This window comes from Pseudomonas sp. JQ36 (genome assembly GCF_053851495.1).
In genome coordinates, this window is sequence record NZ_CM132642.1 from 665134 (window position 1) to 688867 (window position 23734).

The 23734-nt window shown below is 59.9% G+C and carries 22 protein-coding genes and 1 tRNA gene; 12 read left to right on the top strand and 11 right to left on the bottom strand.

Annotated elements, in window-relative coordinates; translation table 11 throughout:
- Positions 1-200 precede the first annotated feature (200 nt).
- Positions 201-290, top strand: a tRNA-Ser gene (locus ACS4NR_RS03240).
- Positions 291-454: 164 nt separating this feature from the next.
- Positions 455-775, top strand: coding sequence for a YbjQ family protein (locus ACS4NR_RS03245; protein ID WP_007960724.1), 321 nt, complete (start codon positions 455-457; stop codon positions 773-775).
- A 65-nt stretch (positions 776-840) separates the two neighbouring features.
- Here ACS4NR_RS03245 and ACS4NR_RS03250 read toward each other — a convergent pair whose 3' ends face one another.
- Entirely contained in the window at positions 841-1119 is a 279-nt protein-coding gene (locus tag ACS4NR_RS03250) for a hypothetical protein (RefSeq protein ID WP_047598840.1), read from the bottom strand.
- Between the two features lie 238 nt (positions 1120-1357).
- Between ACS4NR_RS03250 and ACS4NR_RS03255 the strand changes: the two genes are divergently transcribed.
- The 4 genes from ACS4NR_RS03255 (at position 1358) to ACS4NR_RS03270 (ending at position 3094) form a co-directional block, all read left to right on the top strand.
- Positions 1358-1546 (top strand): hypothetical protein, encoded by a 189-nt coding sequence (locus tag ACS4NR_RS03255; protein WP_095139968.1) that lies wholly within the window; start codon positions 1358-1360, stop codon positions 1544-1546.
- A gap of 328 nt (positions 1547-1874) precedes the next feature.
- On the top strand, positions 1875-2243 hold the full coding sequence (locus tag ACS4NR_RS03260; protein ID WP_456019073.1) for a bacteriocin: 369 nt from the start codon (positions 1875-1877) through the stop codon (positions 2241-2243).
- A 134-nt stretch (positions 2244-2377) separates the two neighbouring features.
- Positions 2378-2803, top strand: a complete 426-nt coding sequence (locus ACS4NR_RS03265; RefSeq protein WP_095139967.1) for a YMGG-like glycine zipper-containing protein — start codon at positions 2378-2380, stop codon at positions 2801-2803.
- Between the two features lie 123 nt (positions 2804-2926).
- Positions 2927-3094 (top strand): hypothetical protein, encoded by a 168-nt coding sequence (locus ACS4NR_RS03270; protein WP_003223252.1) that lies wholly within the window; start codon positions 2927-2929, stop codon positions 3092-3094.
- Between the two features lie 75 nt (positions 3095-3169).
- Here ACS4NR_RS03270 and ACS4NR_RS03275 read toward each other — a convergent pair whose 3' ends face one another.
- Together ACS4NR_RS03275 and ACS4NR_RS03280 are read right to left on the bottom strand one after the other, a co-directional pair.
- A complete protein-coding gene (locus tag ACS4NR_RS03275) occupies positions 3170-3598 on the bottom strand; it encodes a DUF6896 domain-containing protein (RefSeq protein ID WP_456019074.1) in 429 nt (142 codons plus the stop codon).
- The gene (locus ACS4NR_RS03280; RefSeq protein WP_456019075.1) at positions 3595-8370 is read right to left on the bottom strand and encodes an RHS repeat-associated core domain-containing protein; all 4776 of its coding nucleotides are present in this window, start codon (positions 8368-8370) and stop codon (positions 3595-3597) included. The genes ACS4NR_RS03275 and ACS4NR_RS03280 overlap by 4 nt, the downstream gene beginning before the upstream one ends.
- Before the next feature lie 246 nt (positions 8371-8616).
- Between ACS4NR_RS03280 and ACS4NR_RS03285 the strand changes: the two genes are divergently transcribed.
- Positions 8617-9312, top strand: a complete 696-nt coding sequence (locus ACS4NR_RS03285) for an HAD-IA family hydrolase (RefSeq protein ID WP_456019076.1) — start codon at positions 8617-8619, stop codon at positions 9310-9312.
- A 78-nt stretch (positions 9313-9390) separates the two neighbouring features.
- On the opposite strand, the gene ACS4NR_RS03290 is transcribed toward ACS4NR_RS03285, so the two are convergent.
- Entirely contained in the window at positions 9391-10137 is a 747-nt protein-coding gene (locus ACS4NR_RS03290; protein WP_095138624.1) for a 3-oxoacyl-ACP reductase family protein, read from the bottom strand.
- 126 nt (positions 10138-10263) lie between these two features.
- Here ACS4NR_RS03290 and ACS4NR_RS03295 point away from each other — a divergent pair, with 126 nt between their 5' ends.
- On the top strand, positions 10264-11190 hold the full coding sequence (locus ACS4NR_RS03295; protein WP_456019077.1) for a LysR family transcriptional regulator: 927 nt from the start codon (positions 10264-10266) through the stop codon (positions 11188-11190).
- Between the two features lie 131 nt (positions 11191-11321).
- Here ACS4NR_RS03295 and ACS4NR_RS03300 read toward each other — a convergent pair whose 3' ends face one another.
- The 3 genes from ACS4NR_RS03300 to ACS4NR_RS03310 form a co-directional block, all read right to left on the bottom strand.
- Positions 11322-12050: an aspartate/glutamate racemase family protein gene (locus ACS4NR_RS03300; protein WP_456019078.1), complete on the bottom strand. Its 729-nt coding sequence runs from the start codon at positions 12048-12050 to the stop codon at positions 11322-11324.
- 53 nt (positions 12051-12103) lie between these two features.
- Positions 12104-13642 carry an NCS1 family nucleobase:cation symporter-1 gene (locus ACS4NR_RS03305; RefSeq protein ID WP_456019079.1) on the bottom strand — a complete coding sequence of 513 codons (1539 nt, stop codon included), beginning with the start codon at positions 13640-13642 and terminating at the stop codon, positions 12104-12106.
- A gap of 582 nt (positions 13643-14224) precedes the next feature.
- A complete protein-coding gene (locus tag ACS4NR_RS03310; protein WP_003223260.1) occupies positions 14225-14959 on the bottom strand; it encodes a phosphoadenylyl-sulfate reductase in 735 nt (244 codons plus the stop codon).
- A 163-nt stretch (positions 14960-15122) separates the two neighbouring features.
- On the opposite strand from ACS4NR_RS03310, the gene thrH reads away from it, so the two are divergent.
- The gene (thrH, locus tag ACS4NR_RS03315) at positions 15123-15740 is read left to right on the top strand and encodes a bifunctional phosphoserine phosphatase/homoserine phosphotransferase ThrH (RefSeq protein WP_346650949.1); all 618 of its coding nucleotides are present in this window, start codon (positions 15123-15125) and stop codon (positions 15738-15740) included.
- A 95-nt stretch (positions 15741-15835) separates the two neighbouring features.
- Here thrH and pabB read toward each other — a convergent pair whose 3' ends face one another.
- The 4 genes from pabB to rloA all read right to left on the bottom strand — a co-directional run bounded on the left by pabB (position 15836) and on the right by rloA (position 20458).
- A complete protein-coding gene (gene pabB / locus ACS4NR_RS03320; RefSeq protein ID WP_456019080.1) occupies positions 15836-17179 on the bottom strand; it encodes an aminodeoxychorismate synthase component I in 1344 nt (447 codons plus the stop codon).
- A 215-nt stretch (positions 17180-17394) separates the two neighbouring features.
- On the bottom strand, positions 17395-18381 hold the full coding sequence (locus tag ACS4NR_RS03325; protein WP_456019081.1) for an alpha-L-glutamate ligase-like protein: 987 nt from the start codon (positions 18379-18381) through the stop codon (positions 17395-17397).
- Positions 18381-19916, bottom strand: coding sequence for an osmotic stress tolerance membrane protein RloB (rloB, locus tag ACS4NR_RS03330; protein ID WP_041067624.1), 1536 nt, complete (start codon positions 19914-19916; stop codon positions 18381-18383). Before rloB ends, ACS4NR_RS03325 begins: the two co-directional genes overlap by 1 nt.
- A 5-nt stretch (positions 19917-19921) precedes the next feature.
- Positions 19922-20458 carry a retropepsin-like aspartic peptidase RloA gene (rloA, locus tag ACS4NR_RS03335; RefSeq protein ID WP_007916436.1) on the bottom strand — a complete coding sequence of 179 codons (537 nt, stop codon included), beginning with the start codon at positions 20456-20458 and terminating at the stop codon, positions 19922-19924.
- Between the two features lie 358 nt (positions 20459-20816).
- Between rloA and ACS4NR_RS03340 the strand changes: the two genes are divergently transcribed.
- The 3 genes from ACS4NR_RS03340 (at position 20817) to prpC (ending at position 23694) form a co-directional block, all read left to right on the top strand.
- Positions 20817-21539, top strand: coding sequence for a GntR family transcriptional regulator (locus ACS4NR_RS03340; protein ID WP_169432611.1), 723 nt, complete (start codon positions 20817-20819; stop codon positions 21537-21539).
- On the top strand, positions 21536-22429 hold the full coding sequence (gene prpB / locus ACS4NR_RS03345; protein ID WP_115985809.1) for a methylisocitrate lyase: 894 nt from the start codon (positions 21536-21538) through the stop codon (positions 22427-22429). The genes ACS4NR_RS03340 and prpB overlap by 4 nt, the downstream gene beginning before the upstream one ends.
- A 137-nt stretch (positions 22430-22566) precedes the next feature.
- Positions 22567-23694: a bifunctional 2-methylcitrate synthase/citrate synthase gene (gene prpC, locus ACS4NR_RS03350; RefSeq protein WP_456019082.1), complete on the top strand. Its 1128-nt coding sequence runs from the start codon at positions 22567-22569 to the stop codon at positions 23692-23694.
- The last annotated feature ends 40 nt before the right edge of the window (positions 23695-23734 follow it).

The following is a 23734-nucleotide window of genomic DNA, read 5'->3' on the forward strand; positions in this document are numbered from 1 at the left end:
GCGCCCGGCGTAGCACGCCGTTCTGCTTCTATAGAGAAGGGTGGCCGTCACCAGAGATTGGCCGGTTTGCCATAGCCCATCAGCGGGCAAAATGTGTTTTTGTCTTAAGCGCATGAAAATTCTGAAAAAAAGTTTGCCATCAGAAAAGCTTTCGACTACATTAGCGCGCCTCGACAGACAGAACATGTTTGAAGAGATACGGTGAAGTGTCCGAGTGGCTTAAGGAGCACGCCTGGAAAGTGTGTATACAGGAAACTGTATCGAGAGTTCGAATCTCTCCTTCACCGCCAAATTCAATACGCTAAACCCCTGATTTCGAAAGAAATCAGGGGTTTTGTGGTTTCTGGCGTCTGGATTTTAATCCGCTGCGCAAGTGATCCGTGCAGGTGCTCAGCCTGATTCGCCATAGCGCATTACAATCGCCGCTTTATCAGTAGAAAAAAGGATTGCTCCCATGATCATCTCCACCACCCACGCCATCGAAGGCCGACAGATCACCGCGTACCTGGACATTGTCAGCGCGGAGTCGGTGCAGGGCGTCAATGTGATCCGTGACCTGTTTGCCGGCATGCGCGACTTTTTCGGTGGGCGCTCGCAGACGCTGGAGCGTGCGTTGAAAGAGGCGCGGGTTCAGGCGACGGACGAGATCAAGGAGCGGGCGCGGGCGTTGCAGGCGGATGCAGTGGTCGGGCTGGATTTCGAGATCAGCATGCCGGCGGGCAAGGGTGGCATGGTTGTCGTGTTCGCGACCGGCACGGCGGTCAAGTTGCGTTGATGCAGTCGCCGTTTTCAAGCGAGCCCATTCAGATGATGAATGGGCTTTTTGCTTTTTGCCTTCGGTCAGCCCTGTGGCTTGAGGATGACAAGTCCGTGGGCGTCATAGGTCAGTGGCGTATCGATCGCGACCAGAGGCGGGGTACCGGTGGCGGGCGTCGGATCGGCCGGCTGACTCGGATGGTAGATAACGCCGGGGGTCAGAACCGGTTTGTCCGGGTAGGTGATGGTGATGTCGCCTGAAGCGAGCTTTTCCTTGAATTTCTCACCGGCGGCTTTGCCGGCAGCGATCTGTTCGTCCGTGAGTTTTACGACAGGCATTTCCGGGAATCCGTTGATTTTCATGTTCTCTCCTTGAGATTCATTTGTATGAAAAAGGGCAACGGCCTGTCGCCGGGAATCTTTAGCGTTGTGAGATCAACGGTTGGTTCGGATGTTGAACAGGTGTGGGCCATTCGTCGGGCATCGGTCGAACTGAACCACAAGTCCAGTAATGACCGGCTAGTCTCAAAAGCCTGGGAGGTCGATATTTTTCGGGCAAAAAGGCTTGGCCGGTATCGATCCATTACGAAGGGGAGAGGCTATGACTGGTCCGTATATCGAAGACGATGGAGCTGAATTTTCATTCAATAACTGTGTCCGTTGCGGTCAGACGGAGTACCAGTCGGGCTTTGGCGAGGATCCGGTGCAGACCGGCAAGATCAAGTCCACGGTGCCCAAAGGCCCGAAAGCCAAATTTCTTCCGAAGGTTTCGGCCCGCTCAAGAAAGTAAGGCGAGACACCAAACGACCCCGTCTATGAACGGGGTTTTTTATGCCTGCTGTTTATGAAATGGGAATTTCCTACAAACTCTTTGGCTGGTTTTGTTTTTTTCACAAACTTTTCACGTCCACGGTCGTAGGGTGAAGCCATCCGTTAGAAAGCAAGTCTCCAGCCCGTCTCCCCAGCGGGCTTTTTTTTGCCTGCGATAAAACCTTTTGCCAGATCGCTGTCCAATCGGCGCCAAGAGTGCAGCGGCAGCTGATTTGTCTGGACTTCAGCGCGGCGGCGACATTCAATCTCGGCCCCATTTGATCTCCCTATTTTTTGAGGTTTCTGTCATGCGTCTAACATTGCCTGCTCTGGTTCTGGGGCTTCTGGTTGCTCAAGGTGCGGTCGCCGGTGAAGGCACGGCGGCACTCGGCGGTGGTCTGGGTGGTGCGCTGGGTAATGTGGTCGGCCAGAAAATGGGCGGCAGTACCGGCGCGGCGATTGGTGCCGGTGTTGCAGGCGCGGCGGGCAGCGCGATGGCCGCCGGCAGGGGCAGCCGCACCAAAGCGGCCATCGGTGGTGGTGTTGGCGCGGCCGGTGGTTCGGTAATCGGCAACAGCCTGGGCGGCAGAAATGGCGCGACCATTGGCGCCGGTCTCGGTGGTGCTGCCGGTGGTGCTGTGGGCGCCAATCTGTCCAAGGGGCACAAGCGTCACTGATGCTGAGCGCTTGTCAGAAAAAGCCCGGCTCAATGTCGGGTTTTTTCATGCCTGAACGTTTTCCCGAAAAATGTCTCCAATCTGACATAGGCCCTATGGGCATACCCTCCCGATTCGGGAACTGTGAGGTTCAAATGCGTTTGTCATTGTCTGCACTGTTTTTCGGATTACTGGTCGCTCAAGGCGCCATGGCCGCCGGAGATGGTAGCGCTGCTGTAGGCGGCGGACTGGGCGGCGTGCTCGGTAACGTGGTCGGTGGCCAGCTCGGCGGCAGCACCGGTGCTGCAGTAGGCGCGGGGGTTGGTGGCGCGGCGGGCAGCGCGGTCGGGGCGAATAAACACAATCGCACTGAAGCCGCCATCGGCGGTGGCCTCGGCGCTGCTGGCGGCTCGGTGGTTGGTAACAGCTTGGGCGGCTCCACCGGTTCTGCCATTGGTGCCGGTTTGGGCGGTGCGGCCGGTGGTGCGGTGGGCAACAATCTGGGGGATGACGGCGGCAAAGCCCACTCCGGTGGTGGTCACAAGCACAACAAGTACAAACATAAAAAACGCCATCATTGATTGAGTGTTCGAAAACTAACCCGGCCTGATGCCGGGTTTTTCGTGTCTGGCGGTCGGACACTGGAACGATTGCCTGTGAGGCTTTTCGAACGTTATACAACCCACCAGACGTAGAGGTTTGCCATGACGCCCGAAACCGAAGGCAAGGAAGAAAAAGGCCCGAGCGGTCTGCCGTTTATCAATGATCCGGGGAACGAGGATCCGGGGTCGCTGATGGATGATGCGACCGTGCCGTTGAATGATGCGGATGAAGCAGATATGGAGTATGAGGAGGATGAGGATGAGCAGTGAGGGGGAGTGAGGTGGATTGAAAATTTGGATTTGGTTTTAAGGGCCTGAGTGAACAGGCCCTTGTCGTGATCATGTTTAATCGGTTTCTTTTGAGTCAGCCCATACATACAGGTTACTGAAGGCTGACATTTTTTTGATTTTTTTTAGATTGAGATATTCTTCGAGTTCTTTTTTAATGATTTTTTCATCGCAATATTTCCTATGTTTGGATGGTCTTTCACGGGCATAGTTGTATAGGCGCCAAGTATCAAACCCATTAATTTCACCGTTAGGGCCATAGTCAAAATCTACGCTTCCTGTCGATAAGTTAATGCGGCAGCCAATACCATGCAATTCATACTTAACGCCTCGAGTGACTCTTCCTCGTCGCTTTATTGTCTTGGTGTACCAGAGACGTCGAATGTCACGAGTGCCAAATTTGCGCTCAAATATCAGCGTGCTGGACTCCACCATGGAGATAAAGTCATTTATCAGGATGTCCAAAGCTTCATTTTGATCGCTCATTTTCTTCTCCGGTGCTCCAACCTGTCCAGGCCCACATTGTTTGCTGATTCCAATACATCTTCAATACTTCTTAGAGCTCCGTTATACGTTTTCAGATCTGTTATAAGTTTGATTGTCACATTCGTCGAAGTTTGTCGTGCAGCAGCTGCGCGATGGTGTCCGTCCAGAATGTATAGGTTGCCGTCATGTTCTACTACGGTTATAGGATCTGTTGGGTCGTATCCGTTGCGCATTTTATTTTTATAATCCTCGACTGTCCTGGTTGAGGTCTTTCCCTCTATTGTATGTACTCGTTTCAAAGTTTTCGGATCTATATTGTGAGCAATGGTCGGTAGTTTCGGCTCACCCTCATCAACCTTAGTCCCGCCAATCCCACCCGGTACTTCACATCCAGGCTTCTTCGGCGGCGGACAGTTGGCATTCAACCCCAACGGATCCACCCAGCCCGTCGGATTCGGCGTGTACTGGTATTGGTTGAGTCCTCCCGCCAGCTTCGCCGGATCCGGCGTCAAATACCGCCCCAACCTCGGGTCGTAATACCGGTGCCGGTTGTAATGCAGCCCGCTTTCCGCATCGAAATACTGCCCTTGAAAGCGCAGCGGCTGGTCCAGGTAGTCCTCGCCCGCCAAGGTGATCGCCGACACCTTGCCGTAGGCATCGTATTGCGCCGACCAGACGATTTCGCCGCTGTAATCGGTCAGTTCCTGCGGGGTGCCGAGGTGGTCGAGTTGGTAATAAAAGGGGCAGGCGCGTTTCGGGCCTTTGCCGTCAAGCAGCGCCAGCGGGCGGAAGGTGCCGGGTTCGTAGACGTAGCTGCGGTGGTGGCTCGGGCTGCTTTCGGCGACGAGGTGGTCGCCTTGCCAGAAGAACTCGGTGCTGATGCCGTCGACGGTTTTACGGATGCGCCGGCCGAAGGCGTCGTATTGATAGGTCGCGGTTTGGCCGTCGGGGCGGGTCAGGCCGATCAGGCGGTGCTGACAGTCGTAGCGGTATTCGGTGACGAGTTGCTGGTCGCGGCCACGGCGTTCGCGGATCAGGTTGCCGAAGGCGTCGTAGTCGTAATGGCGGTCGCCCTGCATCAGCAGGCGATTGCCCTTGATCCGGGTCGGGCCGGGACGGTCCTGCATCAGCAGGTTGCCGGCCGGGTCGTGGGCGAAGGATTCGGGGAGTTCGTCGCGCGAGTGACGCACGCGGATCAAGCGGTCGAGGGCGTCGTAACCGTAGGTGCGCTGGCCGTGACGGCTGTCGGCAATGTGCTCGAGGTTGCCGTTGGCGCTGTAGGCGTAATCGCGGCGGTACAGCGAGTCGTGCTGATGACCTACAGCGTGGGCGAGTAAACGGCCCTGCTCGTCGTAGGCATAATCGCTGCGCAGCAGGCCTTGTTGGCGTTGTTGTTCGCGACCCGATTGATAGACGTGGCTGCTCAGCCGCGTGCCATTAAGGTCAATGGCCGTCAGCGCGCCGCTCTTGGCGTAGTGGTAATCGAGCTTGCTGTTGTCCGGCAGACGCTGGCGCTTGAGCTGGCCGCAGGCGTCATAGGCATAACGCAAGGTGCCCCAGCCCTGATGCTCGGTGATCAGCCGATCCTGCAGGTCGTATTCGAAGGCCAGTGGATGTTTCTGACCGTCATCGACCCCGGTCAAACGGCCCAGGCGGTCGTAGGTGTAAGCCACCTCAACCCCGTCGGGCAGGGTTTTCAGCAGCAGACGCCCGGCCGCATCACGCGCGTAAGTGGTGACCAGCGTTGAGCCGTCATCACCGAACTCGGTCTTCTCCAGCAGGTGCCCGTTGCGGTCGTAGGCGTAAGCGGTGCGTCGGCCGTCGAAGCCGGTTTCCTGTCGGATCAGTCCGGTGGGCGTGTAGTCCAGTCGGTACTTTTCCCCGGATTCGTTCTCGATTTCCGTGAGCAGCAGTTGCGCATGGTCGTAGCGGTACTGCACCCGCGTGCCGTCGGGATTGATCTTGCGCGAGACCAGGTGCAGGTCGTCGTCATACTCGTAGCGGGTGATGTGGCCGAGCTCGTCGCGTTCGGCAGTGACCTGGCCGTAGGCGCCGTAGCTGTAGGCGCGGGTGGCGCCCGTAGGAAAGGTCGTCTGAATTAGTCGGCCAACAGCGTCCCACTGCTGGCGAGTGATCGCGCCGTGTTCGTCGCAAGTGGTCGTCCGTCGCCCCAGCGCGTCGTAGGAAAAACGCCGCACACCACCGTCAGGCAGGGTTTCCTCGATCAGTTGGCCAAGGTCGTTCCAGACAAGAATGTGCCGGCTGGTGTCCGGATGACGGATCGACAGCAACTGCCCACGGGTGTCGTAGTAGTAATAGGTGACCTGTCCGTCGGGATCGACGGCCTCGGTGACATCGCCCTCGGCGTTGCGCCGAAAGGTCCACACCGCCTCGCCGCGGGAACGGCTGTGCAGGAAACCGTTGCGGTACTCGTAGGACGTTGGCTCATCGTCCGGCGGAAGCAGCGCGATCAGCCGTCCGACTTCGTCGTAGCGATACTCGGTGACCGCGCCCAGCGGATCCTGCTCGGCGATCAGCCGGCCCTGATCGTCATAAACCTTGAGGTGCTCACCGCCATCGGCCTCGACCTGGCGCACCAGCCGCGCGCTGTCGTCGTGGACGTAGGTTTCTTCGCTGCCATCGACATAGTGCACCGCGACGCTGCCGTCATCGGCCCAGACGTAACGCGTGTCCATCTGCGCGAATGACGCCCAGTGCCGCACGCAACGCGCTTCTTTGCCGGAACGTTCCCACTCCCAGAAAAAGCTCGCGCCGCCGGTCAGTTGCCGCTGCAGGATGACGTGCTGATCGTCGTAGTCGTAACGCTCGCTGTCACCGACGGCGTTGGTCGCGGCCAACAAACGCTGACGGGCGTCGTAGCAATAACTGACCAGCGTTTGCTCGGTGCGCCAGCCATCAGCCTCAAGCACCTGGTAATCAACCGCCACCAGATGCGCCCGGTCGTAGCGCAACAACAGCGAGCGACCCGCGCCATTGTCCAAACGAACAACGCGCTCCTGATGATCGCGAGAAACGCTCAGACGATTGCCATACGCATCACTGACCGCCACCAGCCGCCCGGCACGAAAGTGATAAAACCGCGCCACATCCCCCGCCAGCGCGAGGATCAGTTCCTCCGGCTCATCCCCGAGAAAAATCGCCGCCCGCGACAGGCTGTTGTGAATCGCCGGGCGCTCAACGCTGGGCAACGGAAACCGCGTGCGGCGGTTCTCGTGATCGACCCAGACCACTGCATCGCCATCAAACTCCAACCGATGCGCCAGCGAATGGCTCCAGCCAAACCCCAGCCCGACATCGATCTCCACCGCGCTGGTGCGATACAACCGGGTGAACTCGAACGGCAGCAAGCCATCGAGCGTGCCGTCGCTCAGGGTCAGCAGTTCTTCGCCGGTGACCATCGACACCGGGCAACCGTTGGTACAGGTCAGCGGCGCGCAGTCGGCGCTGTCACCGTTGGGGTTTTTCGCTTGATCGGAGGCGTCGTCACGAGATTCGTGACGCTCCATCCGCGTCGTGCCACGGGACTTGTCCCGGGCCATCGGTGCCGGATTCGGCACGGATAAAACCACGGCGTCCGCCTGACGAATGTGCAGCGGGATCGCCGGCGTCGGCTTCAACGGCACGTCGCGCGCATGCACCATCAACGGCTTCAACGCGCCCGCGTGCTTGTTCAGATCCGCAGTTGAGGACAGTTCGCTCAGGCGCAGCGCCGACGCTGCCAGCCATTGCCGCGCCCGTGCCGACTTGATCTTGCTCAGCACCTTGCTGCTCAGTCTCACGGGCACGCCAACGCCGCCGCAAACGCGCATCAGCAAAAAGCTGATCAACAACTCGACCCGGACTTCTGCCACCACTTCCGCCAGGTACTGCGGCGGCAGCATCTTCAACCAACTGCTAAACGCGGCCAGATGGATAAACAGCAACGGCTCGTCACTGAGGATCAGCAAGCCATTGGCGATGGCCTCACTGGAAGCGTCGAGCAGCGCTTGCAACTCGACAGCGCTCAGGTACTGCAGGAGTTTTTCACTGTTGGCCTGCAGGTCGGCGAGCAGGCCAAACAGTTGTTTAACGTCATCCCAAATGTCGTGGAGGGCTTTCTCGAAACCGCGCCAGTCGGCCTGTTGCAACTGCTGGTAACGATCAGCGAAACCGGCGCCGGAAAACTCCGTCCATAGCGGTTGAAACCCGTCCCACTCCTGACGAAGCCAGACCTCCAGCCCATCCAGAATCCCTTCGTAGGAGGCGTACAGGGCTTGGATATGTGCGGTGGAAACATCAGGAAAGAAGGTGATGCGATAACGCTGGCCCCGGTCGCAGTCGCTGACTTCCAGAATGCCGCTCGGGCCGATGGTATGGCGCAGCGGTTCACCGAAACTCAATACCCCGTCGACTTCGCCGATCACCGGCTCCAGCATCACCGGGGTATTGCCGATCGGTACGAAGCGCGCCGCCTCGAACATATGCACCAGGGTCAACGGGCCGCTCGCGGGGCACATGACCACGGAGGTCTGGATCGGCTGGCGGGATTTGACGGGCGCGCTTAGACGGACGTGGTCGCCGACCTTGAACACCTGCTCGACATCCAGCGCCGTTCCGGTCCACAACTGCTCGGCCCAGGCCTCGTAGTTGTTCAGGCACAGGCGGAACTCGCGGATCAGCGTTTCGAAGTCCGGGTGTTGCGGGTTCAGGGCGGCAACCACCAGCAGGCCGATGCTGTTGTTCAGGGCCAGGACCCGATCGGTTTGGAACATTCGCAAGCACTCGCGCACATGAAAGAGGTGCGCGGACTTTGCGGGGGATCAAAATCGAAAGAAGTCGGGAAAGTAGGCGTTATCTGTAGGGCATTTCGCTAAATGTCAGCGAGTCATTCCACGGCCTGTAAACATTGCCCGTTGCTCAATGTCCGCTGGCCTCGCTATGCTGCTGAACCCATTAATCAGATCCGCGTAGCGGCGCCGGTTGGGCCGCCCGGGATGTTTTTGATAACGGATCCGATGATGAATGCACCGATGAAGACGTTTGGCCCGATCAAGGCCGTGATTTTCGACATGGACGGTTTGCTGCTGGATACGGAAGGTATCTACACCGAGGTCACCTCGCTCATTGCCGAGCGTTACGGGCGGACTTTCGACTGGAGCGTTAAACAGAACATCATCGGTCGTGGCGCCAATGATCTGGCGAACTACGTGGTGCAGGCGCTGGATCTGCCGATCAGCGCCGAAGAGTTTCTGCTGATCCGCGAACCGCTGATGCGTGAACGCTTCCCCAAGGCTCAGGCGATGCCCGGCGCGGAGGAGCTGATTCGTCACCTCAAGGCGCACAACATCCCGATCGCCGTGGGCACCAGTTCGTCGCGGCAGTCGTTCGGTCAGAAAACCACCTTGCACCGCGAATGGTTTGCGCTGTTCGATTTCATCGTCACTGCCGACGACCCGGAAGTTGGCGCGGCGAAACCGGCGCCGGACATCTTTCTCACCGCCGCCCGGCGTCTGGGCGTCGCGCCTGAAGACTGTCTGGTCTTCGAGGATTCGCCGTTTGGCGTTACCGCCGCGAAAGCGGCGGGGATGACTGCCATTGCGATTCCCGACGCGGCCATGGCCGATGAAAAATACGCGCATGCCGACGGGATTTTGCGCACGCTCAAGGCGTTCACCCCGAGTGCCTGCGGTTTGCCGGCGCTGGACTGGGCTTGATCAGCCAATAAGCGCCGATAAAAAACGCCGCCCTCTGCAAAGAGGCGCGGCGTTTTTTGTATCCGGGATTCAGCGCAATCAGGCGCCAAAACCACCGTCGATGGTCAGGCTGGCACCGGTGATGTAACCGGCTTCCGGGCCGACCAGATAAGCGACGAAACCGGCGATTTCATCGGCGGTGCCGTAACGGCCCACCGCCATCAGCGGGATCAGGCTCTCGGCGAAATCGCCATGGGCCGGGTTCATATCAGTGTCGACCGGGCCGGGCTGCACGTTGTTGATGGTGATGCCGCGCGGGCCGAGATCACGGGCCAGGCCTTTGGTCAGGCCGACCAGCGCCGATTTGCTCATCGCGTACACACCGCCACCGCCGAAGGGCATGCGGTCGGCGTTGGTGCTGCCGATGTTGACGATGCGCGAGCCTTCGCCCATGTGTCTGGCGGCTTCCTGAGATGCGATGAACACGCTGCGCACGTTGATCGCCAGGGTCTGGTCGAAGTCTTCCAGTTTGAAGTCTTCCAGCGGCGCGATGGCCAGAACGCCGGCGTTGTTCACCAGAATATCCAGGCGGCCAAAGGCTTCGACGGTGGCGCTGACGGCGTTGCGGATGGCTGTTTCATCGGCGCTGTCGGCCTTGATCGCCAGGGCTTTGCCGCCGTTGGCAGTGATACTGTTCTGCAACTCTTCGGCCTTGGCGGTGGAACTGACGTAGGTGAAGGCGACAGCGGCGCCTTCAGCGGCCAGGCGTTTGACGATGGCGGCGCCGATGCCACGGGAACCGCCTTGAATCAGAGCGACTTTGCCGCTGAGGTGTTGAGTGGTCATGTTCGATCTCCAGAAAATTCAAGGCGGGGTGCCTTGTAGTTGGAGCCGAGTATCGGCCTCGCATCGACAACCGTGTAGACCATGATTGCTATAGTCTGTGTAAACCAGAAGTTTATAGTGGCGATCATGGAAACTTTCAGCAGTATCGAATGCTTCGTGCGCAGCGCCGAAGTCGGCAGCTTTGCCGAGGCCGCCCGACGCTTGAGCCTGACCCCGGCCGCCGTTGGCAAGAGTGTGGCGAAGCTCGAGGCGCGGCTCGGTGTACGGCTGTTCCAGCGTAGTACACGCAGCCTGACCCTGACCGAGGCCGGTCAGCTGTTTTTGAGTCAGGTCAGTGGCAGCCTGACGACGATTCAGAATGCGGTGGCCAATCTGGCGAGTGTGGAAGGGCTGCCGGCGGGGACGTTGAAAGTCAGCATGGGCACGGTATTCGGGCGGCTGTATGTCGTGCCGCTGCTGCAAGAGTTTTTACGTCGGTTTCCGGCGATCAACCCTGACTGGCATTTTGATAACCGTCAGGTCGATCTGATTGGGCAGGGTTTCGATGCGGCGATTGGCGGCGGCTTTGAATTGCCCCAAGGCGTCGTTGCACGCAGATTGGCACCCGCGCACCGTGTGTTGGTCGCATCTGCTGACTATCTGCAAAGGCACGAAGTCATCGCCGAACCGGATGACCTGCAACGTCACGATGGCATTCTGATCCGCTCGCCGCAAACCGGCCGGGTACGTTCCTGGCAGTTGATCAGTAGTGGCAGTCAGCTCTGTCAGCCCTTGACTCTCAAGGCGCGCATGACCATGAGCGATTCCGAAGCCGCTTGTGCCACGGCAGCACAAGGGCTGGGGATCGCACTGGTCAGCATGCCGTTTGCCGTGGGTTACCTCGACGCGGGCACTTTGCAACGCGTGCTGCCGGACTGGTACATCGATGACGGCAACATTTCGATCTACTACGCCGAACATAAATTGTTGCCGGGCAAGACTCGGGCGTTTGTCGATTTTGTGATTGAGCAGTTTGCCGAGCGGGGGTTGGCTCGGCGGTTCAGTGCTTTCTGAGCAGGACTTTGGACCGAGGTGTGGCCATCGCGAGCAGGCTCACTCCTACAGGAACAGTGTTGTGCCCGAAATCTGTGGGCAACACCGATCACTGTAGGAGTGAGCCTGCTCGCGAAGAACGATAACGCGGTCTACCGGGCAAACCGCTCTGCCCAGCCAATGATCTGCTTCGGCCGTGGCGTCGCGTAAGTCCGCACCTTGGACGTCGACAACCCCAGCCGCACCAGCGATTCAGCAATGGTCACCGCCCCCGTCACGCCATCCACCACCGGCACCCCGGTGCGGCGACGAATCTGTTCATCCAGCCCGGCCATGCCGCCGCAACCCAGGCAAATCACCTCGGCCTTGTCCTGAGTCACCGCCAGCTCCGCTTGTTGCACGATGGCTTCCAGTGCGCGTTGCGGCTGGTGTTCCAGCTCCAGCACCGCCAGGCCACTGGCCCGCACTGATGCACAGCGATCCCACAGGCCCGAGAGTTTCAGCCGATCCTCGATCAGCGGCACGGTGCGATCCAGCGTGGTCACCACCGAATAGGCGTGGCCGAGGAACATCGCGGTACTGGCAGCCGCGTCGGTGATGTCCACTACCGGCACGTTGAGCAGTTCCTGCAATCCTTCGCGGCCGTGTTCGCCGTAGCCGGCCTGAATCACCGCGTCGAACGGTTGATCGTAAGACATCACCCGGTCCATCACGGCGATGGCCGCCAAGTAACTTTCGAAATTGCCTTCCACCGAGTCGGCGCCGAAGAACGGCGTCAGGCCGACGATTTCCGTGCCGGGAGACGCGACGGCCTGCGCCGAGCGGGCGATGGCCTGGGTGATGGATTCGGTGGTGTTGACGTTGACCACAAGAATACGCATGGGAAGTCCTTATTGCGGGCAGTTCAGCGGCCCAAATCCGGGCCGCGAGGAAGTTAATGGCAGACGTTGTCAACGGCGATCGATTCGCCGCTGACGTCGGCGTAGTGCGGCTGACGTTTAGCGATGATCAGGTAGAGCATCGCGGCAATGCCGGCGCCCACCAGCCAGGAAAACGGCGAGATGCTGTGGAAGCCCGGCACCAGCGCCAGGACGATGGCGATCAACGCCGCAGGAATGAACGCCGCCACCGCGCGGAAATTCACTCCACGGCTGTAGTAATAAGCGCCGTCGGGATCTTCGCTGTACAGCTGCGGAACGTTGATCCGGCCTCTGCGGATCAGCCAGTAGTCGACCATGATCACGCCGTACAACGGGCCGAGCAGGGCGCCGAGGCCGGACAGGAAGTACACGATCACCAGCGGGCTGTTGTAGAGATTCCACGGCAGGATCAACACGGCGATGGTCGCGCTGATCAGCCCGGCGCGGCGGAAGGTCAGGTACTTCGGCGCCAGGTTGCTGAGGACGAAGGCCGGGGCGACGAAGTTGGCCATGATGTTCACCGCCACGGTGACGATCAGGAACGCCAGGCAACCGAGTACCAGAAAGAACGTGTTGGGAATCGAGGCGATGATTTCGGTCGGGCTCTCGATGATCCGCCCGTTGATTTGAAATTGCGCACCGCAGAGCAGGACGGTGATGGCGGCGAACACCAGAATGTTCACCGGCAGGCCCCAGAAATTGCCGACTTTGATGGTCTTGCGGCACGGCGAGGAGCGGGCGAAGTCGCAGAAGTTGAGGATCAGCGTGCCGTAGATCGCCAGCCACAAGGCGCCGCCGGCAAAGATGTTGCGCCACATCTCGCCACCGCTCAGCGGTTCGCGGATTGACCAGGCAATCGTCGCGTTGGCCTGGGTGTACATCCACACGGCGAGGGCGGCGACGGTCAGCAGAATCACCGGCCCGGCAAACGCTTCGTAACGGCGGACCATTTCCATGCCGTAGGCGAGGATCGCCAGTTGCACGAACCAGATCGCCACGAAACACACCCAGCCCAGCGTCGACAGACCGAGGATCGAGTTGTGGTCGTAATCAGCGAACCCGGGGTGAATCGCCGTCAGCAGCACACGAAATACCACCGATGCCAGATACGTCTGAATGCCGAACCAGGCGATGGCGATCACCGCGCGAATCAACGCCGGAATCTGTGCGCCGTGGATGCCGAAACTGATCCGGCTGATCACCGGAAACGGCACCCCGGTTTTCTGCCCCATGTAGCCGGACAGGTTCATGAAGAAGTACACCAGCGCCGCGCCGATCCCCAGCGACAGCAGAATCTGCCAGCCGCCCAGGCCCAGCGCATACAGACCGATGGCGAACGAGTAGTTGGCGATGTTGTGCACATCGTTGGTCCACAGGGCAAAAATACTGTATTTGCCCCAGCGCCGACCTTCGGCCCGGGTCGGTGCCAGGTCGCGGTTGTGCAGGCGCGGGCTCAGTTGTAACGGTTCGGCCAGACCCGCGTTGGGCAATGGTTGGTCGAGGGCAGAGGCGGGCAGATTCAGCGCGATGTTATTGGAGAGACTTGTACGCATTCCGGCAGGCTCCTGATGGGCGGGGCCGCGATGACTGTGCATGAGCGGTGAGGCTCGACAAATCTTCGTCGCGGCCAGCAGACATCACTGGTTACGGGGCATCTGCAGCCTGTACGGGATAGGGCGCTTCAGGCTTGCGGATCGAAAGTGTGGATTGATGTTTTGCAGTTTTGTATACAAAACATGTATGCACCAAAGCCAGATCTGTGCCAGTCAGCGATCTATCGAGCGCTGCGCTCATTTCGAAAAGTTATCGATGAGCGCTAAGTGCCTGAAAAACAGTGGTTATAAATTGACCGATTGAACAGGTATTTATTTTTTGCGAGGGATTTTGCGCAGGTGGCAGAGCGCAGGGGAATTCAGCAGGGATGTAACTTTTCAGGGCGTGAAAGCAAAAAGTGCACACATAAATGGCACCGATGGTGACATTCGTGTGTACACATTTTTAATGGCGCCACGAAGCAAATGTGGGAGCGGGCTTGCTCGCGAAGGCGTCTTCCCAGTCAACAAATTCGCTGACTGACAGACCGCTTTCGCGAGCAAGCCCGCTCCCACAGGGGGGGGACATCATTGGGGCGAGATTTACGCCTTGCTGATGATATTCCCCGCATGCAACCCGCACTCTTTCTGCGTCGCTTCTTCCCACCACCAGCGGCCTTCGCGTTCGTGCTGGTTCGGCAGCACCGGGCGGGTGCATGGTTCGCAGCCGATGCTGATGAAGCCGCGCTCGTGCAGGCTGTTGTACGGCAGTTCGAGCATGCGGATGTAGCCCCAGATCTCTTCGCTGGTCATCTGCGCCAGCGGGTTGAACTTGTACAGCGTGCGCTCGGGCGTGGAGAACGCGGTGTCGATCTCCAGCACCGCCACGGCGCTGCGGGTGCCCGGGCTCTGGTCGCGGCGCTGGCCGGTGGCCCAGGCTTTGACGCCGGACAGTTTGCGGCGCAGCGGTTCGATCTTGCGGATGCCGCAGCATTCGCCATGGCCGTCCTTGTAGAAGCTGAACAAGCCTTTTTCCTTCACGAACGGTTCGAGTTTCGTGTAGTCCGGCGACACCAGTTCGATGTCGATCTTGTAGTGTTCGCGCACCTGATCGATGAAGCGATAGGTCTCCGGGTGCAGGCGGCCGGTGTCGAGGCTGAATACCTTGACGTTCTTGTTCAGCTTCCAGGCCATGTCCACCAGCACCACATCCTCGGCACCACTGAAAGAGATCCACAGCTCATCGCCGAACTCGGCGAACGCGAGTTTCAGGATGTCCTGGGCGGATTTGTTGGCATAGGTCGTGGCGAGTTCCACGACATCGAACGTTGGGCTCATCAGGGCGGCTTCCTACAGGTCGGTGGCGCTGGGCGCTCTATATGGCGGCGATGTTAACAAAAAGCGGCGGGATAGGGGGCGCCCGCTGCGTTGCGCGGTCGCGGGGGAGTCGCTAGAGTTCGGGCTCGCTCGACTCAATAATCACTACAAACGGGAGTGTCTTGTGGAAATTGCTTGCCTGGATCTTGAAGGGGTACTGGTGCCGGAAATCTGGATCGCCTTCGCCGAAAAAACCGGAATCGAATCCCTCAAGGCCACCACCCGGGACATTCCCGATTACGACGTGCTGATGACGCAGCGTCTACGCATCCTCGATGAGCACGGCCTGAAGCTCTCGGACATTCAGGAAGTGATCGCCACGCTCAAGCCGCTGGACGGCGCAGTGGAGTTCGTCGACTGGCTGCGCGAGCGCTTCCAGGTGGTGATTCTCTCGGACACCTTTTACGAGTTCTCCCAGCCGCTGATGCGTCAGTTGGGCTTCCCGACCTTGCTTTGCCACCGCCTGATCACCGACGACAGTGGGCGAGTGACCGGCTATCAATTGCGTCAGAAAGACCCCAAGCGTCAGTCGGTGCTGGCGTTCAAGAGCCTGTACTACCGGGTGATTGCGGCGGGGGATTCGTATAACGACACGAGCATGCTCGGCGAGGCGGACGCGGGGATTCTGTTCCATGCGCCGGACAACGTGATTCGCGAGTTCCCGCAGTTTCCCGCCGTACACACCTTTGCCGAGTTAAAGCAGGAGTTCTTGAAGGCTTCTAACAGAGCGTTGAGTTTGTAGTCGTCTGGAAGGGCGCCTTCGCGAGCAAGCCCGCTCCCACATGTGGAATGCATTCCTAATGTGGGAGCGGGCTTGCTCGCGAAGCTTTTAAGCGTTTAAAGGTTTTGCAGGGTGTCGAGCAGAACCTTCACCTTGGTAATCGACTCCTGATACTCCGCCTGCCAGTCCGAATCCGCCACGATCCCGCCGCCACCCCAGCAGCATACCTGCCCATCCTTGACCAACAGACTGCGAATCGCGATGGAGCTGTCCATCTCGCCGCGTACGTCCAGGTACAGCAACGAACCGCAATACAACCCGCGCCGAGTCGGCTCCAGTTCGTCGATGATCTGCATTGCGCGAATCTTCGGTGCGCCGGTGATCGAGCCACCGGGGAAGCTGCCAGCGATCAGGTCGAGGGCGTCGCGATCCTCCGCCAGTTCACCGGTCACGCTGCTGACCAGGTGATGCACGTTGGGATAGCTTTCCAGGCTGAACAGCTCCGGCACCCGCACCGAGCCGATGCGGCAGGTGCGGCCGAGGTCGTTGCGCAGCAGGTCGACGATCATTAGGTTTTCCGCGCGATCCTTGGGGCTGGCCAGCAGTTCGGCGGCGTTGGCGGCGTCTTCGGCAGGCGTCAGGCCACGGGGGCGGGTGCCCTTGATCGGGCGGGTTTCCACCTGGCGCTGGCTGACTTTGACGAAGCGCTCCGGCGACAGGCTCAGCACCGCGTCGCCGTCGGGCAGACTCTGGAAACCGGAAAACGGCGTCGGGCAGGCCTCGCGCAACGCGCAATAGGCCAGCCACGGATCGCCCTGACAGGTTGCGCGGAAACGCTGGGCGAAGTTGACCTGATAGCAGTCGCCGGCCTGGATGTATTGATGAATGCGTTCCAGCGCCTGGCGATAGTCATCGGGCGACAGATCGGCGGTCATCGGCGTGTCGAGCTTGAACGGCGTCAGCGGCGCCGAGGTCGGTTGGCTGAACAGCGCGATCAGCCGTTGCCGCTCGCTGTCGGCCAGCGACGGGTGAAACACCAATTGGCTGGTGGCAGTCTGGTGATCGCTGATCAGCGCCCAGTCGTACAGACCGAACCGCGCGTCGGGCAGTTGCAGATCGTCCCGGGCCTGGCTCGGCAGATTCTCGAGATGTCGGCCGAAGTCGTAGCTCAGATAGCCAATCAGGCCGCCAGCGAAGGGCAGGTCATATTCGCCAGGCAACTGCGCTTTGCCCAGGCGGGTCAGGTTATTGCGCAGGCGTTGCAAGAAAACGCTGCCGCTTTCGTCGGGCAACACCGCCAGCTGTTCCAGCGGCCAGGCGCTGAGCAGGTCATAACGGCCACGGTCGGCACTTGGCCGGCCGCTGTCGAGCAGCACAGCGCCGGGCGCATGGCGGATGGCCGCGAAGTAATCGGCGGGGTTGGCGTGGTAGGGCAGCGGGTGTACGGAACAGGTCAACATGGGCGGGGCAGATCGGCCATTGAGGCGGGGTGGGGATTGTAGTCCTCTGCGGGAGTTGCTCCTAGAGGGGATGTCGGGGATGAGCAGATTGGGGGCAGGGTTGAGTCTTGTAGTGGCGGTAAGTCCGCTATCGCGAGCAGGCTCACTCCTACAATTTGGAATGCGTTCCCCTGTAGGAGTGAGCCTGCTCGCGATAGCCGCGCCTCAGTGCTGGATCAGCCCTCAACCGCCGGAATATGCCCAAACATCTCCTGAGTAAACGCCACCCGTTCCTCGACCGACTCCATCACCCCGCGTGCCTTCAGCTCTTCCAGATGCGCCTCGACCGCATGCGTCCGCAGGGTCAGCCCGCAATCGTTGGCAATCTGGATATTCAGCCCCGGCCGCGCGTTCAGCTCGAGAATCAGCGGGCCTTTCTCCTGGTCGAGCACCATGTCCACACCGATGTAACCCAGGCCGCACAGCTCGTAGCAGCCGGCGGCGAGCTTCATGAAACCGTCCCAGTAGGGCAGTTGCACGCCGTCCACCGCGTTGGTGGTGTCGGGGTGTTTGGTGATGATGTTGTTCAGCCAGGTGCCGCGCAGGGTCAGGCCGGTGGCGAGGTCGACACCGACGCCGATGGCGCCCTGGTGCAGGTTGGCCTTGCCGCCGGACTGACGGGTCGGTAGGCGCAACATGGCCATTACCGGGTAGCCCATCAGCACGATGATGCGGATGTCCGGCACGCCTTCGTAGCTGATGCTTTTGAAGATCTGGTCGGGGGTGACCCGGTATTCGATCAGCGCGCGGTCGCGGTGACCGCCCAGCGAATACAGGCCGGTGAGGATGCTGGAAATGTGGTGCTCCAGCTCTTCGTGGGCGAGGATCTTGCCCGAGACCGTACGGTAGCGGCCCTCGAAGCGGTCGGCGATCACAATGATGCCGTCACCGCCGGCGCCCTGGGCCGGTTTGATCACGAAGTCGTTACGCCCGCCGATGATCGCGTCGAGCTTGTCGATTTCCTTCTCCGTGGAGATCACGCCGTACAGCTCCGGCACATGAATGCCGGCCTCGATCGCGCGCTCCTTGGTGATGATCTTGTCATCGACGATCGGGTACAGGCTGCGCTTGTTGTACTTGAGCACGTAATCGGCGTTACGCCGATTGATGCCCATGATGCCCCGCGCCTCCAGAGCCTTCCAGGTCTTCCAGAAACCGAACATCAGGCGTCAGCCTTCTTCAGGAAAGCCTTGAAACGCACCAGCTCGGTCAGGCGGTAGCCGCGATAACGACCCATCGCCAGCATGAAGCCAACCAGAATCAGCAGGATCGCCGGGAAAGTAAACACGAAGTACACCAGCTCCGGCACGGTCATGATCAGGTGCGCCAGGGACGCCGCGAACAGCGTGCCGATCGCCACTTTCATGGCATGGCTGGCACCGCGTTCTTCCCAAGTGATCGACAGGCGTTCGATGGTCATGGTCAGAATCACCATCGGGAACAGCGCCACCGACAAACCGCGCTCCAGACCAAGCTTGTGACTGAACAGGCTGATGGCGGCAATCAGCACCACCACGAAGGTCAACACCACCGACAGGCGCGGCAGCATCTGCAGCTTCAAATGTTCCAGATACGAGCGTAATGACAGGCCCAGCGCGGTGATCACGGTAAACAGCAGGATGCCAAAGCCCAGTTGCGTTTCGCGGAAGGCCAGGGCGATCAGCACCGGGGTAAAGGTGCCGAGGGTCTGCAGGCCGATCAGGTTGCGCAGGATCAGGATCACCAGCACGCCGATCGGGATCATCACCATGATCATGAAGGTCTGCTGGGTCTGCAGCGGCAGGCCGTACAGCGAGTATTCGAGGAAGTTGGCGTCGGTGTTTTCGTCGGTCAGTTTGGCCAGACGAATTGCGTTCATCTCGCTGTTGTTCAGGCTGAAGGTCACGTTGGCTTTCTTCGCGCCGTCGACGGTGATCAGGTTTTCATCACCGGTCCACCACAGCAGGCGGTCGGTCGGCAGGCCTTGCTCGCCGGTTTCCGGGTTGAAGTACAGCCAGTCGTTACCGTTGAAGCTGCGCAGCCACAGTTCCGGGGTTTGCGGCTGGTCGGCGACGAGGCGGATGGTGTGGACTTTCTCCACCGGCACGTGGGCGATCGACAGCAGCAGTTCGACGATCTTCGCTTTGTGCGGCGTCGACGGATCGCCGGCCAGCAGCAGTTTGACGTTGTCGTCGTTGACGTTGTTGACGCGTTTGATCGCCTCGCCAATGAAGGTCTCGACGTCGGCCGAGTGCTGGCGGATCGGCGCGAGCAGGGCTTCGGCAGCGATTTTTTCCGGGCCTTCGATGGCGATGCTGTCGCGGAAGGTCGGGCCTTTGATCTTGGATTTTTCCGCGGTGTAGCGCTTGGTCAGCACCAGGCGGTAATAAAGGGTCTGATTGCCCTTGGCCCGGCGCGCCGACCAGGTGACCTTGCGGTTGCCGTCGACGCGGTTGACCGCCACGCCGTAGTTATTGGAGATAAAGCTTTCGTTGAGGCTGACGTAATCGCGGCTCAGCGGCGGCACGAACATCTGGACTTTCACCGGATCCTTGGTGCTGGCGACGAACTCGACTTTGGCGTCGATGTTCCACAGGTCGTCGGTAGCGTCTTCGGTCACCGGGATGCCGAGCACGAAAATCTGATAGGCCGTAACCGAAACGCCCAAGAGCACCAGAATGGTGATCAGGATTTTCAGGTGGAAGGTTAGAGAACGCATGGAAATTACTCGGCGGTATGAGCGGCGATGGTGCAGGCGGGTTTGCCGGCAGCGTATTTAAGACTGGGGTCGACCAGCGCGTCGAAGCGTTTCAGCGCTTCGGAGCCGATCAAAAGCGGGTATTGGAACGCACTACGGTCGGTCAGGTTCACTTCGATGCTGCGCAATGCCGAACCCATGCAGATATCCAGTTCGATCACCGGGCGCGCGGTGTACTTTTTACCTTCTTCCGGGTCGTAGTCGCCGGCACGGCGCTTGATCTTGCTGACCCGGGCCAGCGGTCGTTCGATCGGGTGTGAATGCGCGGCGTCGATTGCCAGGTAGAAGCGCACCCAGGACTCACCATTGCGTTTGAAGCGTTTGATGTCGCGGGCACTCAGCGAGGCGGTTTTGGCGCCGGTGTCGAGTTTGGCCGCGACTTCCAGATTGATGCCGTCAAGCGATGCATATTCGTTGAGGCCGTACACGGTTTTTTCCCCCGCCGCGGCTAGGCCGGGCAGGCAAAACAGAGCAAAAAATGTGGGGAAGGGCTTGAGTCTCATAAATCCTGGTGCGCAGCGTTCCGTTTTCGGTTCAGGTTCCTGGCAAAACTTGCGCAAGTCCCTTCGTGTGCCTATCAGCTTTTTATGACAAGCCGTACAAATGGCCAGCAAATGCGGGCGGCATTCTAGCACGGTGGGTTTATGGCGCCAGCGCTGGGGCCGGTCTATAAAAGATCAAAAGATCGCAGCCTGCGGCAGCTCCTACACTGGATTCGCGTACACCCCTGTAGGAGCTGCCGAAGGCTGCGATCCTTTCGGGTTATTAGACGATTGTCGACAATATCCATTTATCCTTTGACTGGTGCGGGTTAATTGGCTAGTTTTTGCCGCATTGGATTTAAAGGTGTCGACAATCATGCTGGATCAACTCGATCCCCCGGTCATCAGCGGCGACGATTCCGAGACGCTCTCGGAAAACGTCTTCCGGCGCATTCAGGCGGCCATCGTCAAGGGCGAGATCGCCCCGGGCAGCAAGATCTCCGAGCCAGAGCTGGCGCGCACCTACGGCATCAGCCGCGGGCCGCTGCGCGAAGCCATTCATCGGCTCGAAGGCCAACGGCTGCTGGTGCGAGTACCGCATGTCGGCGCGCGAGTGGTGTCGCTCAGCCATGCCGAATTGCTCGAACTCTACGAAATCCGCGAATCCCTCGAAGGCATGGCTTGCCGTCTGGCGGCCGAGCGCATGAGCGTCGAAGAAATCGACGAACTGCGCCGGGTGCTGGAAACCCATGAGCGCGATGCGGCGTTCCAGGCTGGCGTCGGCTATTACCAGCAGGAAGGCGATTTCGACTTTCACTACCGGATCATCCAGGGCAGCGGCAACCGCACCCTGACCCAGATGCTCTGCGGCGAGCTGTATCAACTGGTGCGCATGTACCGCATCCAGTTTTCCACCACGCCCAACCGGCCACGTCAGGCCTTCGCCGAACACCACCGGATTCTCGATGCCATCGCCGACCGTGACGGCGAGCTCGCGGAATTGTTGATGCGCCGTCACATCGGCGCCTCGAAACGCAACATCGCCCGTCACTACCAGGACGGCGCCGACAATAAGACAGCCACTGAACGAGGTGAGTCATGAGTTCCAAGCACAACACTCCAGGCCAGCGTTTCCGCGATGCGGTCGCCAGCGAGCATCCATTGCAGGTGGTCGGCGCGATCAACGCCAACCACGCGCTGCTGGCCAAGCGTGCCGGTTTCAAGGCGATCTACCTGTCCGGTGGCGGGGTGGCCGCAGGCTCGCTCGGCGTGCCGGATCTGGGCATCACCGGCCTGGATGACGTGCTGACAGACGTGCGGCGCATCACCGACGTCTGCGACCTGCCGTTGCTGGTGGACGTCGACACCGGTTTCGGTTCGTCGGCGTTCAACGTGGCGCGCACCGTGAAGTCGATGATCAAGTTCGGCGCGGCGGCGATTCACATCGAGGATCAGGTCGGCGCCAAGCGCTGCGGCCATCGTCCGAATAAGGAAATCGTCAGCCAGCAGGAAATGGTCGATCGCATCAAGGCCGCAGTCGATGCCCGTACCGACGACAGCTTCGTGATCATGGCGCGTACTGACGCGCTGGCGGTGGAAGGTCTGGAATCGGCACTCGATCGCGCCGCCGCGTGCATCGAGGCCGGCGCCGACATGATCTTCCCGGAAGCCATCACCGAGCTTGAGATGTACAAGCTGTTCGCCAACCGCGTGAAGGCGCCGATCCTCGCCAACATCACCGAGTTCGGTTCGACACCGCTGTACACCACCGAGCAGCTTGCGGGGGCGGATGTGTCGCTGGTGCTGTACCCGCTGTCGGCGTTCCGCGCGATGAACAAGGCCGCGGAAAACGTCTACACCGCGATCCGCCGCGACGGCACCCAGCAGAACGTCATCGACACCATGCAGACGCGCATGGAGCTTTACGATCGCATCGACTACCACACCTTCGAGCAGAAGCTCGATGCGTTGTTTGCACAGAAGAAAGGCTGAACAAGATCCCCTGTGGGAGCGGGCTTGCTCGCGAAAGCGGTGGATCAGGCAATATCGATGTGACTGACACGACGCATTCGCGAGCAAGCCCGCTCCCACACGTTTCCCCTACAAATTCAAGAAAATTGGAGACAGCAATGGCCGAAGCAAAAGTACTCAGTGGCGCCGGGCTCCGTGGCCAGGTTGCCGGGCAAACCGCTCTGTCCACCGTGGGCCAGGCCGGTGCCGGGCTGACTTATCGCGGTTACGACGTGCGTGAACTGGCAGCCGACGCGCAGTTCGAAGAGGTGGCGTACCTGCTGCTGTACGGCGAACTGCCGACCCAGGCACAACTCGACGCTTACCAGCAAAAGCTGAGCAAGCTGCGCGACCTGCCGCAGGCACTGAAAGAAGTGCTCGAACGCATTCCCGCCGACGCCCACCCGATGGACGTGATGCGCACCGGTTGCTCGTTCCTCGGCAACATCGAGCCGGAGAAAGACTTCTCCGAACAGCGCGACAAGACCGACCGCCTGCTCGCCGCGTTCCCGGCGATCATGTGCTACTGGTATCGCTTCAGCCACGACGGCAAACGCATCAACTGCGTCAGCGACGAGCCATCGATCGGCGGCCACTTCCTGCACTTGTTGCACGACAAGAAGCCGAGCGAACTGCACGTCAAAGTGATGAACGTGTCGCTGATCCTCTACGCCGAACACGAATTCAACGCCTCGACCTTCACCGCTCGCGTTTGCGCATCGACCCTGTCCGACCTGTATTCCTGCGTCACCGCAGCGATCGGTTCGTTGCGTGGCCCGCTGCATGGTGGCGCCAACGAGGCGGCAATGGAAATGATCGAGCGCTTCTCGTCGCCGGAAGAGGCTATCAAAGGCACCCTCGGCATGCTCGAGCGCAAGGACAAGATCATGGGCTTCGGCCACGCGATCTATAAGGACAGCGATCCGCGCAACGAGGTGATCAAGGGGTGGTCGAAAAAACTCGCCGACGAAGTCGGTGACAAGGTGTTGTTCGCGGTTTCCGAAGCCATCGACAAGACCATGTGGGAGCAGAAAAAGCTGTTCCCCAACGCCGACTTCTACCATGCCTCGGCGTACCACTTCATGGGCATCCCGACCAAGCTGTTCACGCCGATCTTCGTCTGCTCGCGCCTGACCGGCTGGGCCGCGCACGTGTTCGAACAGCGCGCCAACAACCGCATCATCCGTCCAAGCGCCGAGTACGTCGGCGTCGAACAGCGCAAGTTCGTGCCAATCGAACGTCGCTGAATGGTGGGCCTGCCACACGGGTAACTGGATAAACCGGGAG

Excerpts from the sequence above, each read along its gene's own strand:
- ACS4NR_RS03245 (WP_007960724.1), top strand. The coding sequence starts at position 455 with ATGATCATCTCCACCACCCACGCCATCGAAGGCCGACAGATCACCGCG.
- ACS4NR_RS03250 (WP_047598840.1), bottom strand. The coding sequence starts at position 1,119 with ATGAAAATCAACGGATTCCCGGAAATGCCTGTCGTAAAACTCACGGAC.
- ACS4NR_RS03255 (WP_095139968.1), top strand. The coding sequence starts at position 1,358 with ATGACTGGTCCGTATATCGAAGACGATGGAGCTGAATTTTCATTCAAT.
- ACS4NR_RS03260 (WP_456019073.1), top strand. The coding sequence starts at position 1,875 with ATGCGTCTAACATTGCCTGCTCTGGTTCTGGGGCTTCTGGTTGCTCAA.
- ACS4NR_RS03265 (WP_095139967.1), top strand. The coding sequence starts at position 2,378 with ATGCGTTTGTCATTGTCTGCACTGTTTTTCGGATTACTGGTCGCTCAA.
- ACS4NR_RS03270 (WP_003223252.1), top strand. The coding sequence starts at position 2,927 with ATGACGCCCGAAACCGAAGGCAAGGAAGAAAAAGGCCCGAGCGGTCTG.
- ACS4NR_RS03275 (WP_456019074.1), bottom strand. The coding sequence starts at position 3,598 with ATGAGCGATCAAAATGAAGCTTTGGACATCCTGATAAATGACTTTATC.
- ACS4NR_RS03280 (WP_456019075.1), bottom strand. The coding sequence starts at position 8,370 with ATGTTCCAAACCGATCGGGTCCTGGCCCTGAACAACAGCATCGGCCTG.
- ACS4NR_RS03285 (WP_456019076.1), top strand. The coding sequence starts at position 8,617 with ATGAATGCACCGATGAAGACGTTTGGCCCGATCAAGGCCGTGATTTTC.
- ACS4NR_RS03290 (WP_095138624.1), bottom strand. The coding sequence starts at position 10,137 with ATGACCACTCAACACCTCAGCGGCAAAGTCGCTCTGATTCAAGGCGGT.
- ACS4NR_RS03295 (WP_456019077.1), top strand. The coding sequence starts at position 10,264 with ATGGAAACTTTCAGCAGTATCGAATGCTTCGTGCGCAGCGCCGAAGTC.
- ACS4NR_RS03300 (WP_456019078.1), bottom strand. The coding sequence starts at position 12,050 with ATGCGTATTCTTGTGGTCAACGTCAACACCACCGAATCCATCACCCAG.
- ACS4NR_RS03305 (WP_456019079.1), bottom strand. The coding sequence starts at position 13,642 with ATGCGTACAAGTCTCTCCAATAACATCGCGCTGAATCTGCCCGCCTCT.
- ACS4NR_RS03310 (WP_003223260.1), bottom strand. The coding sequence starts at position 14,959 with ATGAGCCCAACGTTCGATGTCGTGGAACTCGCCACGACCTATGCCAAC.
- pabB (WP_456019080.1), bottom strand. The coding sequence starts at position 17,179 with ATGTTGACCTGTTCCGTACACCCGCTGCCCTACCACGCCAACCCCGCC.
- ACS4NR_RS03325 (WP_456019081.1), bottom strand. The coding sequence starts at position 18,381 with ATGTTCGGTTTCTGGAAGACCTGGAAGGCTCTGGAGGCGCGGGGCATC.
- rloB (WP_041067624.1), bottom strand. The coding sequence starts at position 19,916 with ATGCGTTCTCTAACCTTCCACCTGAAAATCCTGATCACCATTCTGGTG.
- rloA (WP_007916436.1), bottom strand. The coding sequence starts at position 20,458 with ATGAGACTCAAGCCCTTCCCCACATTTTTTGCTCTGTTTTGCCTGCCC.
- prpB (WP_115985809.1), top strand. The coding sequence starts at position 21,536 with ATGAGTTCCAAGCACAACACTCCAGGCCAGCGTTTCCGCGATGCGGTC.
- prpC (WP_456019082.1), top strand. The coding sequence starts at position 22,567 with ATGGCCGAAGCAAAAGTACTCAGTGGCGCCGGGCTCCGTGGCCAGGTT.